The 12,893-nt window shown below is 69.7% G+C and carries 12 protein-coding genes; 11 read left to right on the top strand and 1 reads right to left on the bottom strand.

What is annotated here, in order from left to right:
* The first annotated feature begins 181 nt into the window (after positions 1 to 181).
* The gene (locus ACFQVC_RS10130) at positions 182 to 910 is read left to right on the top strand and encodes a DUF4232 domain-containing protein (protein ID WP_381829103.1); all 729 of its coding nucleotides are present in this window, start codon (positions 182 to 184) and stop codon (positions 908 to 910) included.
* A 518-nt stretch (positions 911 to 1,428) separates the two neighbouring features.
* On the opposite strand, the gene ACFQVC_RS10125 is transcribed toward ACFQVC_RS10130, so the two are convergent.
* A complete protein-coding gene (locus ACFQVC_RS10125) occupies positions 1,429 to 2,634 on the bottom strand; it encodes a family 2 encapsulin nanocompartment cargo protein terpene cyclase (RefSeq protein WP_381829101.1) in 1,206 nt (401 codons plus the stop codon).
* Positions 2,635 to 3,069: 435 nt separating this feature from the next.
* Between ACFQVC_RS10125 and ACFQVC_RS10120 the strand changes: the two genes are divergently transcribed.
* The 10 genes from ACFQVC_RS10120 to ACFQVC_RS10075 all read left to right on the top strand — a co-directional run bounded on the left by ACFQVC_RS10120 (position 3,070) and on the right by ACFQVC_RS10075 (position 12,646).
* Positions 3,070 to 4,497 carry a family 2B encapsulin nanocompartment shell protein gene (locus ACFQVC_RS10120; RefSeq protein ID WP_381829098.1) on the top strand — a complete coding sequence of 476 codons (1,428 nt, stop codon included), beginning with the start codon at positions 3,070 to 3,072 and terminating at the stop codon, positions 4,495 to 4,497.
* A gap of 27 nt (positions 4,498 to 4,524) precedes the next feature.
* Positions 4,525 to 5,385, top strand: coding sequence for a geranyl diphosphate 2-C-methyltransferase (locus tag ACFQVC_RS10115; protein ID WP_381829096.1), 861 nt, complete (start codon positions 4,525 to 4,527; stop codon positions 5,383 to 5,385).
* Between the two features lie 213 nt (positions 5,386 to 5,598).
* The gene (locus ACFQVC_RS10110; RefSeq protein WP_381829574.1) at positions 5,599 to 6,507 is read left to right on the top strand and encodes a hypothetical protein; all 909 of its coding nucleotides are present in this window, start codon (positions 5,599 to 5,601) and stop codon (positions 6,505 to 6,507) included.
* On the top strand, positions 6,413 to 7,012 hold the full coding sequence (locus ACFQVC_RS10105) for a CHAT domain-containing protein (RefSeq protein WP_381829542.1): 600 nt from the start codon (positions 6,413 to 6,415) through the stop codon (positions 7,010 to 7,012). The genes ACFQVC_RS10110 and ACFQVC_RS10105 overlap by 95 nt, the downstream gene beginning before the upstream one ends.
* A gap of 147 nt (positions 7,013 to 7,159) precedes the next feature.
* The gene (locus tag ACFQVC_RS10100) at positions 7,160 to 7,906 is read left to right on the top strand and encodes a hypothetical protein (RefSeq protein ID WP_381829094.1); all 747 of its coding nucleotides are present in this window, start codon (positions 7,160 to 7,162) and stop codon (positions 7,904 to 7,906) included.
* 28 nt (positions 7,907 to 7,934) lie between these two features.
* Positions 7,935 to 8,477, top strand: a complete 543-nt coding sequence (locus tag ACFQVC_RS10095) for an NUDIX domain-containing protein (protein WP_381829092.1) — start codon at positions 7,935 to 7,937, stop codon at positions 8,475 to 8,477.
* 187 nt (positions 8,478 to 8,664) lie between these two features.
* Positions 8,665 to 9,342 carry a chitinase gene (locus ACFQVC_RS10090; RefSeq protein WP_381829090.1) on the top strand — a complete coding sequence of 226 codons (678 nt, stop codon included), beginning with the start codon at positions 8,665 to 8,667 and terminating at the stop codon, positions 9,340 to 9,342.
* Positions 9,343 to 9,499: 157 nt separating this feature from the next.
* Positions 9,500 to 11,206: a hypothetical protein gene (locus ACFQVC_RS10085; RefSeq protein WP_381829088.1), complete on the top strand. Its 1,707-nt coding sequence runs from the start codon at positions 9,500 to 9,502 to the stop codon at positions 11,204 to 11,206.
* Between the two features lie 251 nt (positions 11,207 to 11,457).
* Positions 11,458 to 11,763: a hypothetical protein gene (locus ACFQVC_RS10080; protein ID WP_381829086.1), complete on the top strand. Its 306-nt coding sequence runs from the start codon at positions 11,458 to 11,460 to the stop codon at positions 11,761 to 11,763.
* On the top strand, positions 11,750 to 12,646 hold the full coding sequence (locus ACFQVC_RS10075; protein ID WP_381829084.1) for a M60 family metallopeptidase: 897 nt from the start codon (positions 11,750 to 11,752) through the stop codon (positions 12,644 to 12,646). Before ACFQVC_RS10080 ends, ACFQVC_RS10075 begins: the two co-directional genes overlap by 14 nt.
* Positions 12,647 to 12,893 lie beyond the last annotated feature (247 nt).

Here is a 12,893-nt window from a genome sequence, read left to right as displayed (position 1 = left end):
CTCCGTGTCCCCGTGTCCCAGTCACGCGTTCCAAGACCCCTTTATTCCCCCTGGTCAGAGCCTGTTTCGGCGTTCCAGCGTCCCCAACTCCCCGCCGGATATGGCGGCTGGGACGGATCACCCCACAAGCTCAAGCCATCCAAGCACCACCCCCACCCGAACACCGAAGGGGCACCGCCACATGTCAAGGATCCGCACCTCCCGCACCCGTCTCGCCGGCGCCGCCGCGGCCGCCGTTCTCGCTTCGCTCGCGCTGACGGCGTGCGACAGCGGGACGGGCGTCAACGACGAGGGCGCCTCCTCGACTTCGCCCACCGGGAAGGCCTCCGAGTCGAAGGCACCGGGCTCCGGGGCCGGGTCCGGAGCCGGCTCGGGATCCGGGTCCGGCTCGGGCTCATCCCCGTCCTCCACGGACGCGAAGCCCGGGCCCGGCGGTTCGACACAGACGGCGGACACTTCCACGTCGAAGGCTCCCGGCGTCGGCGAGCCGGTCACGTGCGAGGGCTCCAACACCAAGACCGTCGCGGCGCCGCTCAACCGCCCCGTGAACCACATGCTGCTCACCGTCACGAACACCGGGAGCAAGTCCTGCTTCCTCTACACCTACCCGGCACTCCGGTTCGGTGAGGCCCAGGCCGTGCCGCCGGTCATCGAGGACTCCCAGCCGCAGGCCGTCGTCACGCTCAAGCCCGGCGAGTCCGGCTACGCCTCCGTCGCCCTGTCCGGTGCCGAGGGCAGCTCCGACGGACACACGGAGAAGTCCCTGGCCGTCTACTTCCACGGCCGCTCCGGCAACGAGAGCGTCGGCGCGCCCGCCCACCCGCCCCTGCCCGCCAAGGGCGCCTACATCGACAACTCGCTCAAGGTCACGTACTGGCAGCAGACGATGGAGGACGCCATCGTCTGGTGAGGCCCCGGATCGCCTGGTGAGGCCCCGGCCGAGCCGGGCCTGGCTTCCATCCCGGGCCTGGCTTCCATCCCGGGCCCGGCCTCCACCCTGTTCCTCGGCCGAAAGGCGCAGCTGTCAGTGGCCGGAAGGACCATGCATTTCGGGAGGCGGAGCTGAAGGCTGGAGGCGTGCATGATGTTCCCGGCTTCCACCCCACACCGCACCCACCGCCGTGCGCCCCTTCAGCCGGCTCCTGCGACCACGGGCACACGGAGCTGCGTACGGCGGACTTCGTGGCCCCTTCCCGTGGGCCGAGGGACACCGGTGGGCCGCCGAGATCCGGCATATGGCGAAGCCGCATCCGTACCGCGGCGTACATCGCGACCTTGGTGGGTTCGGGGCTGCTGCTCTTTCACGGACTGCTGCCTTGGCGCCTGCACTGAGATTCACCGGCCCTCCGGGAGTTCGCCACCGCCGACACGCCGCGCGCGTCACACCCGCAGTCGCCCCCCGCCCGGCCGCCTCGAGGTCACCGCATCTCAGGGAGAAGTCGCGTAACGCTTGCCGACATGGCCGGCGTGCCATTCGTGATTGCCGCCGATCCAGTTCGACAGGCCTGTCATGAAGCGGGCGACGAGCGGATGGGTGGCACTGAGCTCGGCGGCCTGTTCCTCGAAGAGGCGGACGATGTCGTTGTGGACCTCGATGGACTTCTGGAAGGCGTCCTCGATGGAGCAGTCGTCCTCGGCGGCGATCACCGTGGGAAGGCTGTAGTGGAAGCGCTCGCTCCGCTGCTCCTTGCGCAGTGAGTAGAGGTCGTTGCAGATGGTCGACGCGTTGGAGGACAGAGCGACGGCCCGCTGTACACCGGGTTCGGCGAAGAGCGCCGCGGGCAGTTCGTAGCCGCCGATGGCGTCGGTGATGGTCAGGCACGGGCGGAAGCTGTTGAACTGTCGCTGCACCAGGTACTCCCAGACCGCCGGTGTGCGGTGCTGATGGATGCAGTCGCCCTCGGCGTTGTACCCGAGATAGAGGCTGGCGATGTCGTGCCGGTAGCGGTGCGCCTGCGCCGGGGTGGCGAGCGCGCGGAAGTGGCCCATGGCCGAGCGCATCGACCGCAGTGCCGGGTGGGAGTCGAGACCGGAGCGCCAATCGGCCTCGTAGCGCGGGGTGTTGTGGGCCGGGTCGATCGCGGACTGGGCGAGGGCGAGAACCGCGCCACGCCGGTCCGCGCTGCCGCCGTACTCCGCTTCGCAGAAGTAGTCGTCCACCGCGTTCTCGCCGACCAGGAGGCGCGCGGCCGCCATGAGGTGCTCGACACCGGGTGCGTCGGGATGGCACAGGACGACCGACCGCCCCGGGTCGAAGCCGACGAGCGCCTCGCGCAGATCGACGTCCGGGTACAGGTCCACGTCGTCCTGCTCCGCCCACTCGACGAGCCGGCCGTTGATCTCGTCGGCCAGCGCACGGTCGTCCCGGACCGGGGGAGGGGAGTAGAGGCCTTCGATCCGCTGGGACGAGGACGAGGACGAGGGCGAGGACGAGGGTGACGAGGGCTGTGGCGGCCCGGACTCGCCGGTCTCCACCGCGGGCGGTGCGAGGCGCAGCGAGCTGGTCCCGAGTCCGGTGGGCCCGGACGGCAGCCGTGGCGGCGGGCCGACGGAGCCCGCGGTGGCGGAGACCCCGGCGGCGGAGTCCGCAGCGGCCGTGGCTGGGTCTGTCGTCCGGGAAGTTGGCGCCTGCATCCGCAACTCCGTCCACGGGAGGTGAGTTGGCTCCGTCCCCGCCGAAGGTACGCACGGGCCGCGGGGCGGCACAAGGACGTCCCGGTTCGCTCGCTGCGGTCGCCGGTATCTGACACTCACTCAAAATCCCTGGCCAGTAAGGGAGTTGCTGGCCTCACTAGATATGCCCGGGCGCATTTGGATCATCTGGGGCGCTTCAGTTGATTTCAGCCGTCCTTGGGAGCAAATGGCGGCGCTTTCCATGGGTGCGGGTGCCCTCTGCGCACGGCATCCGGGTCGCGGGACCGGTGGCGGAAACGGGTGCCATGTGCAGATGGCCGGTCTCGACCGTCGTCGACGCGCGCTGCTTCACTTGCGGCGCGCAACTCCTGTGGCACGGGTTCGCCGCGGGGGCCTCGCATGCCGTATGCCCCAATGCCGTTGGAGGGGAACAGGATGACGACCGCAGCGTCGCCCGAGCAGTCGGATCAGCCTGAACAGACCGCGGGCCAGGCGCAGTTGAGCCTTGGCATCGCAGCCGCGCGCAACCTGACGACCACCACCAAGACCGTTCCGCAGATGCAGGGCATCAGCTCCCGCTGGCTGCTGCGGACGCTGCCCTGGACGGAGGTGGCCGGTGGCGCCTACCGGGTGAACCGGCGCCTGGTGTACGCGGTCGGCGACGGGCGGGTGACCTTCATCCAGGACGGGGCCGACGTCCGGGTCGTCCCCGCGGAGCTGGGGGAGCTGCCGTTGCTGCGCGGCTTCGACGACCCCGCGGTGCTCGGGGCCCTCGCCGAGCGGTTCCAGCAGCGGGAGTTCGGGCCCGGCGAGGTGATAGCCGAGGCGGGCAGCCCCGCCGACCACGTCTATCTGATCGCGCACGGCAAGGTGGAGAAGGTGGGAACCGGCAAGTACGGCGAGGAGGCCCGGCTCGGGATCGTAGCCGACGGCGGGTTCCTGGGCGGCCAGGTGATCGCCGCCGATCCGGGCGGCTGGGAGTTCACGGCCCGCACGGTGACCGCGTGTACGGTCCTGGCGCTGCCCAGGCAGGCGTACCAGGAGGTCGCCGGACAGAGCGAGAGCCTGCGCGGCCACGTACAGCAGCGGCAGACCGAGGGGGACCGGCCGCAGAACAAGCGGGGCGAGGCCGATGTCGTGCTGTCCGCCGGGCACGCCGGTGAGCCGGTACTGCCGGGCACCTTCGTGGACTACGAACTGGAGCCCCGCGAATACCAGTTGAGCGTCGCGCAGACGGTCCTGAAGGTGCACACGCGGGTCGCCGACCTCTACAACGACCCGATGAACCAGGTCGAGCAGCAGCTGCGCCTTACCATCGAGGCGCTGCGTGAGCGCCAGGAGTACGAGCTCGTCAACAACCGGGAGTTCGGGCTGCTCCACAACGCCGCCTACGGCGAGCGCATCTCCACGCACTCGGGGCCGCCCACACCCGACGACTTCGACGAACTCCTGAGCATGCGGCGCCAGACCAAGGCGTTCTTCGCGCACCCGCGGGCCATCGCCGCCTTCGGCCGTGAGTGCAACAAGCGCGGTATCTACTTCGGCGACACCGACGTCGGCGGCCACCGCATTCCCGCCTGGCGCGGCGTGCCCATCTTCCCGCTGGGGAAGCTGGAGGTCTCCGATCAGGCCACGACCTCCATCCTGGCGATGCGTACCGGCGAGGACATCCAAGGGGTCGTCGGCCTGCGCCAGACCGGCATCCCCGACGAGTACGAGCCGGGCCTGAACGTGCGCTTCATGGGGATCAACGACCAGGCCGTCATCTCCTACCTGGTCAGCACCTATTACTCGGCGGCCGTGCTCGTCCCCGACGCCCTGGGCGTGCTCGAGAACGTCGAGGTCGCCCGTACGTCCGACTGACACCGCACGCCGTAAGGAGCCCGCACGATGACGTTCACCCCGGCAGCCTCCGCACGCGTGGTGCGCACCGCCTACCAGAAGGCGGTCGCGGAGTACTGGAACAACGAGAAGGACCCGGTCAATCTGCGCCTCGGCGATGTCGACGGCCTGTACCACCACCACTACGGGATCGGCGACTGGGACCCCGCCGTACTGGAAGGTCCCGAGGAGACCCGTGGCGACCGCATCATCGAGGAACTGCACCGCCTGGAGTCCGCCCAGGCGGATGTCCTCCTCGACCACCTGGGCGCCATCGCACCGGGCGACCGTCTCCTCGACGCCGGCTGCGGCCGCGGCGGAACGAGCGTCATGGCCAACCGGCGCTTCGGCTGCGAGGTCGACGGGGTCTCCATCTCCGAGTCCCAGGTCGACTTCGCCAACGGGCAGGCCCGGCAGCGCGGCGTGGACGACAGGGTGCGGTTCCACTTCCGCAACATGCTGGACACCGGTCTGCCCGCCGGAGCCTTCCAGGGCATCTGGAACAACGAATCCACCATGTACGTGGATCTCTTCCAGCTCTTCGCCGAATACTCCAGGCTCCTTGCCCACGGCGGGCGTTACGTCTGTATCACCGGCTGCTACAACGACGTCACCGGTGGCCGCTCCAAAGCGGTCAGCCGGATCGACGAGCACTACACCTGCAACATCCATCCGCGCAGCGCGTACTTCAAGGCGCTCGCGGCCAACGGCCTGGTCCCCATCAACGTCGTCGACCTGACGGCCGCGACCATCCCCTACTGGGAGCTGCGGGCCAAGTCCGCGCTGGCCACCGGTATCGAGGAGCCCTTCCTGGCCGCGTACCGCGAAGGCAGCTTCCACTATCTGCTCATCGCGGCCGACCACGTCTGACCGGCCGGCTCGGCAGTGCGGGCCCGGTCACGCGGTGACGTGGGGCCGGACCGCAACGAGCAGGCACCGTCGTCGCATGGGAAACCGCAGCGGACCCCGGCGGAACCCACGCCGGCTCTACGCTCATGTCTCTACGCTCCTGTCCAGCAAGACCAGGCCGAACAGGAGCTGACCACCGCGATTCCCTATTTCACGAGGCTCTTTCTCGCGGGCGTGGACGGGTTACCCGACCTCCTGCTGCCCCACCTCGCCGAGAGGGTGGCTCCCGCCACCATCCAGATGCTCTCGGACAAGCTCAAGTCCCTAAGTGCCCCTGAAGACCAGGCAGTTGCCGCCGACCTGGCGAGACGTATCGAGCGCAGCCTCCCCGACGGCCACCACCTCCGGGGCCCGTACCTCGTCGTCATCGGAGAGACCGCGCTGGCCCGGTTCGAGGACACCCTGGACATCGACGACCTGGATGAAGCGGTGGAGGCATACCGCGCCGCCGTCCGGGCCACTCCTGACGACCATCCCCACCGGGCGACCCCGCTCACCCACCTCACGTCCTGTCTGCTCAAGTGCTTTGAGCAGACCGAGGATCCGGAGGATCTCGACGAGGCCGTCGACGTGGGCCGTGCCGCCGTCCGGGCCATGCCCGACGATCATCCCGAGCGGGCGGCGCCGCTGATGAATCTCAGTACGGCCCTCCAGCAGCGATTCCTGCGCACCGGAGACATCCAGGACCTGAACGAGACGGTGACCGTGGGGATCGCCGCCGTCCGGGCCGTCCCCGATGACCACCCCCAGAGAGAGCCGTTGCTGGTCAACGTCCGCGCCGCGCTGCAGCAGCAGTTGGAGCACTCCGGGGACTTGGGGAACCTGGACGAGCTCGCGGCGGTGTTCCGCGCCGCCGCCCGCGTGACGCCCGTCAACAGCACCCACCATGTCGGCCACTTGGCCGACCTGGCAGCCGCGCTGCAGCAGCGGTTCGAACGGACCGGGGACCCGGGGGACGCGAACGAGGTGGTGGAGGCGAGCCGCGCCGCTGTCCGAGCAGCCCCCGACGACCAACCGTGTCCGGGCGCTTCTCCCCGCCCCGGCACAGCTCACCGAACCCGCCCTCGGCACCGACGGCAGTGACCCCCGCACGACAGCCGGGTCTCCCACCACGGCCACGGTCCTCGGCCGCCTCCCGCGTTGCGCCATCGCTCACTTCGCCTGCCACGGGGTCAGCGACCCCAAGGACCCCTCCCGGAGCCGGCTGCTCCTGCACGATCACGCCACCACGCCGTTGACCGTCTCCGCGCTCGCCAAGGCCGATCTGGAAGGGGCGCAGCTCGCCTACCTTTCCGCATGCGGCACGGCGGCTCCTGGCAGCACCGATCTGCTCGACGAGGCAATACACCTCACCAGCGCCTTCCAACTCGCCGGTTTCCCCCATGTGATCGGAACCTTGTGGCCGATCTCCGACCGCCTGGCCGTCGACATCGCCGAATCCTTCTATACGCATCTGACGACCGGCTCACCGGGAACCCTCGATCCCGGACAGGCCGCGTCAGCCCTGCACGACACCGTCCGGACGGTGCGGGACCGCTATCCGGCGACGCCCTCTCTCTGGGCGGCCTATATCAACTCCGGTGCGTGAACACGTCTCCGTCCGCGAGCGCACGGAGGTCTGTGCCGTCCCGCTTTGCCGCTGGCCGGGCGGTGGGTAAGGTCCGGCAGCGGGGTGTGCGGCGGAACGCGGGTGTGGCGGCACAGCGACGAGCAACGGGTGCGGGGGGACCGGAACATGACGGGTGCGGATCGATTCGGTGGCGTGTTGGCCGGGGGCGTGGTGCGTGTCGGGCTCGCCATGGTCGCGGGGGCCGTCGTCGGACTGTGCGGCTATGCCATCAGCAGGGCCGGAGGAGTCCTGCTGTTCACCGTCATCGGTGCGCTGGCCGGCGCACTGGTCGCCGTCGGACTGAACGCCTATCGCCGTTCGGCGCGCCTCACCGAGGTGAAGGTGACGGTGCCGCAGGTCAGCGAACTCACCTTCGTCGTGAACAACGACGCACGCCAGGTCGCCTGGCAGCTGTTCATCGAATCCGTCACCCGGGTGTCCGCGCAGCGGCTCGACAACGAGGACGGTCTGCTGCGGGAGTCCCTGACATCGCTGCACGGGCTGTTCGCGACCACGCGTGAAACGCTCAAGGTCAGCCGCCCCTCCACGCATGTGAGCGCCGGTCTGACGGTCGAGTGCCTGGCCGTGAACTTCCTCAACCTCGAACTGCGCCCCTTCCTCTCCCGCTGGCACCCCCGCCTGAGCGCCTTCGAACAGTCGGCGCCGGACAGCCCCGAGGAGGACTGGCCGCTCGCCGCGGAGTGCCGGGACGACCTGCGGCGGCTGCAGCGCAACGCCCGCCAGTACGTCCTGGCCTTCGCGCGCCTCGCCGGCGTACGGGACGCGGAGGAGATGCTCGACGCCTCGGCCGCGAACCCTGTCCCCGCTCCCACCCCTTCCGTGACGCGTCCCCGCGACCCCGCGGGCAGCTGAAGGCGCGGCCATGTCATACGGTGCCGAAATGGAACAACGGGGACCCTGGACACGGCACAACGGCAGGCAGTCGTGCTCCAACCCCCGGTTCAGCGTGGGCCGTGACGAGATCACCGCACCCGACGGGCGGCGCGGCGATTACCACTGGGTGGACGTGCCCGACCAGGTGCGCGTCGCCGCCCTCGTCGACGGACGTCTCCTCGTCGTCGAGCAGTTCCACTACCTCGCCGGCCCGCTGTGGCAGCTGCCCGGCGGCGCCGTCGACCCCTCCGACGCCGACCCCCTGGCTGCGGCCCGTCGTGAACTGGCCGAGGAGACAGGACGCCACGGCGGGACCTGGACCGGCCAGGGCTCGCTGTATCCGCTGCCCGGCGTCACCGGCTGCCGGGTCCATCTCTGGCGCGCGGAACACACGGCGGCGGGGCCGACCGCCCGGGAGCCGGGCGAAGCGGATCTGAGGGTCCGTCATGTCCCCCTGACGGAGGCGGCGTCGGCGGTACGCAACGGGCTGCTGCGGTGTGCGCCGAGCGCGGCGCTGGTGCTCGCGCTGGTGGCGGAGAGCCGGTCGTAGCCCTCAACGGCCTCTCCGTGAAGCCCGATAGTCCTCAACAGCCGGTCTGTGGCGCCCCATTGACATGGTACAGACCAATGCGGTTGGGTGCGGTCACCCCCACACAGCAAGGGAGCCTCCGATGTCGAGGACGCGCGTCACCGCCGTGCTGGCCGCGATAGCAGCCGCATGTGCGCTGCTATTTGTCATGCCCATGGTTTCCCAGGCGGCTCAGGTCATGCCGCAGAAGGACTCCGGCACGGCCGCCGAATTCGTGGTCACCAAGGCGCAGTTCGAGCAGATCTACCCGAACCGCAACCCCTTCTATACGTACGAGGGCCTCACCGCCGCGCTCGACGCCTACCCGGCGTTCGCCAACACCGGCAGTGACACGGTCAAGAAGCAGGAAGCGGCCGCGTTCCTGGCCAACGTCGGCCACGAGACCGGCGGCCTGGTCCACATAGTCGAGCAGAACCAGGACAACTACCCCCACTACTGCGACGCTTCACAGCCCTACGGCTGCCCCGCAGGACAGGCCGCCTACTACGGGCGCGGCCCCATCCAGCTGAGCTGGAACTTCAACTACAAGGCCGCAGGCGACGCACTCGGCATCGACCTGCTCAACGACCCCTGGAAGGTGGAGAAGGACGCCGCCGTGGCCTGGAAGACCGGCCTCTGGTACTGGAACACGCAGACCGGCCCCGGCACCATGACCCCCCACGACGCCATGGTCAACGGAGCGGGCTTCGGTGAGACCATCCGCGCCATCAACGGCACCCTGGAATGCAACGGCGGCAACCCCGGCCAGGTCCAGAGCAGGGTGGACAACTACAAGCGCATCACCGGAATCCTCGGCACCGTCCCCGGGGACAACCTCACCTGCTGATGCGCCGCTGCACCCAGGGCCTTCGTGTCGAGGGCTGATGCGAACAGGGCCACCCCCGTCCGGCCGGGCGCGGGTGGCCCTGTGGTGCTGTGGCCCTGTGGTCTGAGGGGAGGGGCCCGCAGGGGGACTGTCACTGGCATGGCCTACGTTCAGGTGCATGGACGCTTATCTCGCGGGCAAGGACGCCCCTGAGGGCACGCCTGCCCACTGCCTGTACATATGGATCGAGTCCCTGCACGACCGTATGGATCTGATGGTCGCTCAGTTCACCGGCGGGGACTGGGAGCACGACTATTCGCTCGACTCCCTGAGACAACTGGAAGAAGACCTGGCCGAGCTCTACGCGACCGGTGACGACACGGACGCGGCCGCTCTGTTCATGGAGTGCCTCGCGGGCTACCTCGGCGAGGTGCTGCTCGCCGAAGGCGGCGGGCGCTGGGTGTGGGACGAGAGCGCCGGCGTCGCGGGGCTGCCCGCCGTCGAGCCCGACCCCGTACTCGGACTGGAGTCGATTGTTCCGCTTCTGCTCGTCGGCCAGGCGGTTTATGAGAAGACGGAGAACATCTTCGCCACGGTTGCCCTGCGCCTGCGCAAAGCCGTCACCGAGCGGAGGTCGGAGCACCGGGGATGGAAGCCCGAGCGGGTCCCCACGCCGTGGGTGCGGTTCGACGATCTCGAGGAGTCCGGTGTCCGTTGGAAGCTGTGGCCGAACGAGCGCTTCCACGACTACTGCACGTGGTGGGCCGACAGGGCGGGCGGCGGCCGCGAGCGCTGGGACTTCGGGCCCGACTCCCTGGACGCCCTGGAGGAGCTGCTGCGCGAGCGCCTCCAGACGGTGCAGGCGTACGACAAGGTCGCGACGAGGCGCTTCTGGACCGTGGCCGCCTGGTACGTGGGTGAGTACGTGGTCCGACGCAAGGACGCCTACTGGCAGTACCGCGCCCCCAACCCCGCTGCGCCGCCCGGGACTTGGTACGCGGAGGACTCCTACTGGACGGGCTCCGTCTTCGTCGCCCAGCGGCTGCGCTACAACGGCCACGCCGAACACCCCGCCGAGATGCTGCGAGCCGTCCTCGAGGGCGAGAGCCTGCGTGCCGTCGTGGACCGTTTCCCGGATCCCGTCGGCAGGTCCGGAAGGCGGCGGCGTCGCAGGTCCGGCGAACCCTGGCCCGAGGTGCTGTGGCCGCTCGCCGCGCCCGCACACCTGCCGCCGCCCCTCACCCCGCAGCAGCGCGACGAACTGGCCGAGGAGCTGAGGGAGTTGGAGGCCGACCCCGCCCTGAAGGACCCGGAATTGCACGACAACCCGCGCCTCCACGCCTGGCTGGCCGACCGCCGCGAGGCCTTCGCCGACTGGGCCGAACGGGCGGACCCGGCCGCTGGGTCCGCGGCCGCCTGGGACTTCTCACCCGAGAGCCTGGACCGGCTCGAAGCCCTGGTGCGGGCACGGTTCGCGACGGGCGAAGAGATGGAAGCCGCCCAGGACGACTGGTTCCTGGCCGGTGCCGCCTGGTATCTGGGCGAGGTCCAGGTCATCCACTGCGGCGCCCGATGGCAGCTCAACCCCGAGCCCTACGACGAGACGCGCCGCGACGAGCCGGAGGTCGTCGAACCGGGCCGGGACGAGGACTCCGAGGATGGTGAGGAGGGCGGCGAATACGGCGACGGCGAGTACGGCGACGACTTCGACCACGACGACTATGAGTACGACGAAGACGAATACGACGACGATGCCGATGGCTACGGGCACGTCTGCGTGCCCGCCGAGCACCTCCGCGACCTGATCACCCGCAACGACCCCGGCGAGCGGCTGCGCGACGTCTTGGACGGCTATCGCCGCGGGCCCGTCAGTGACAGCGGATGAACGCGCTGGACGTACGCGCGATGAGTGTGCCGGAGGTACGGAAGATGAGTGTGCCGGAGGTGCGGAAGGGATATGGCGGGCTGCGCTCAGCGGGATCACGGCCTCTCGGTTCTTTCCGCACGTTTCTGTAATGCTGCAGGTCAGAGCGGTGCGGCTGGCTGTGGGGTGTGCTGGGGCGAGTGAACCCGCACGTTCGGGGTGCGCTCTGACGAGGTGACCACACCTCCTGCCGACGCACTAGGAACGTAGCGATGCGCACCACCACCCCCACCCTCCCCATACTCCTGCTGTCCGGATCCCTCGTCCTGGGGGTGGGCGTCAGCGCCCCGCAGGCCCAGGCGGTGGCGCCGGCGACCACTGCCGCCGACGATGCGCCCGTCCCGGAGCTGGTGGTCGGCGCGCCGGGCCTCGGCGGCTCGGAGGCCGAGCCGCGCACCTACCGCCTCGACGGCGCGAGCACCACGGTGACCGGCCCCAAGGGCGGCCCCCTGCGGATCCGCTACCCGCAGGACTCCCGTGGCGAGGAGCCCCCCCCTGACCACCGTGACCTTCGGTGACAGCTCCCGCCGTATTCCGCTGTACGTCCTGGACGTGACCGAACCCGACGCGTGGGCGTCGACACTCGACGCAGCCGAGAACGACCCGGAGAACGTCCCGGTGGGCCAACTCCGCAGCAAACACACGGTGTTGACGGATTCCCTGCACGCGGCCCTCAAGTACCGGGACGAGGACGTACGGCGTCTGCTGCGCACGTACGACGACATCGTCCGCACGGAGAACACCGTGGCGGGGCAGCCGGGGCCGCACGAGCAGGACCGCGTGAGCCCTCTGCTGTACTACGTCTCGGAAGGCGAGGCGGGCACCAACCCCAACGCCTACACCTTCCGGGTGCACTGGCCCGCCGACCTCATGGAGGAGATGCTCACCACCAAGGGGCTGCGCCGCTCGTGGGGCATGTGGCACGAGCTCGGACATCTGCACCAGCAGGCGGTCTGGGAGTGGGAGCAGACCACAGAGGTCACGGTGAACGTGTACTCCCTGGCGGTGCAGCGTATGTTCGGCGAGCCCTCGCGCCTGGAGCAGGAGGGGCACTTGGACAAGGCGCGCGCCTTCCTCGAACGGCCTGACGGGGAGCGGGACTTCGCCGATCTGGCCGAGGAGCCGTGCACCATGCTGGTGATGTTCGAGCAGCTGCGTATGGCTTTCGGGGATGAGTTCTACGCCACCCTGCACCGTCTCGCGCGCGAGGAGCGCACCGTCCCCGACGACGAGGGCGCCCGCAAGCGCTTCTTGATGGTCGTGGCCTCCCGTGCCGCGCACACGGACCTGATCGGGTTCTTCGAGCGCTGGGGCTTCACGGTGGACGAGCGGACCCGTTCCAAGGTCGCGCGTCTCAAGCTGCCCCGGCCCGCCCGGGACGTGGCGGCCCTCGGCCTCTGAGGGGCTTTCAGGGGCGTTTAGGGGCCATTAGGGACCTCGGAGGGGACCTCTGAGCGGCGTCCGAGTGGCCTCTGAGCGGGGCGTGCCGATGGGCCGGATGCTTTCTGGACCGTTCTTATGGGCAGTTCAGGCCACGGCGCCCGGCCGACGCGTGGCATGTCCGTCCGGATCCGGCCCCTGGAGATCGGCCCGCCGAGCCGGCTCGAGACTGCGTACGAATCAATCAGGCCAGAGGCGGCCCCGGGCG

It is taken from the genome of Streptomyces monticola, from assembly GCF_042665355.1.
Lineage (GTDB): Bacteria > Actinomycetota > Actinomycetes > Streptomycetales > Streptomycetaceae > Streptomyces > Streptomyces monticola.
The sequence above is the reverse complement of the archived record's forward strand: the minus strand, read 5'-3'. Positions and strand labels throughout refer to the sequence as shown.

What these genes read in the sequence shown, in the direction of transcription:
- ACFQVC_RS10130 (WP_381829103.1), top strand. Translation starts at nt 182, where the DNA reads ATGTCAAGGATCCGCACCTCCCGCACCCGTCTCGCCGGCGCCGCCGCG.
- ACFQVC_RS10125 (WP_381829101.1), bottom strand. Translation starts at nt 2,634, where the DNA reads ATGCAGGCGCCAACTTCCCGGACGACAGACCCAGCCACGGCCGCTGCG.
- ACFQVC_RS10120 (WP_381829098.1), top strand. Translation starts at nt 3,070, where the DNA reads ATGACGACCGCAGCGTCGCCCGAGCAGTCGGATCAGCCTGAACAGACC.
- ACFQVC_RS10115 (WP_381829096.1), top strand. Translation starts at nt 4,525, where the DNA reads ATGACGTTCACCCCGGCAGCCTCCGCACGCGTGGTGCGCACCGCCTAC.
- ACFQVC_RS10100 (WP_381829094.1), top strand. Translation starts at nt 7,160, where the DNA reads ATGACGGGTGCGGATCGATTCGGTGGCGTGTTGGCCGGGGGCGTGGTG.
- ACFQVC_RS10095 (WP_381829092.1), top strand. Translation starts at nt 7,935, where the DNA reads ATGGAACAACGGGGACCCTGGACACGGCACAACGGCAGGCAGTCGTGC.
- ACFQVC_RS10090 (WP_381829090.1), top strand. Translation starts at nt 8,665, where the DNA reads ATGCCCATGGTTTCCCAGGCGGCTCAGGTCATGCCGCAGAAGGACTCC.
- ACFQVC_RS10085 (WP_381829088.1), top strand. Translation starts at nt 9,500, where the DNA reads ATGGACGCTTATCTCGCGGGCAAGGACGCCCCTGAGGGCACGCCTGCC.
- ACFQVC_RS10080 (WP_381829086.1), top strand. Translation starts at nt 11,458, where the DNA reads ATGCGCACCACCACCCCCACCCTCCCCATACTCCTGCTGTCCGGATCC.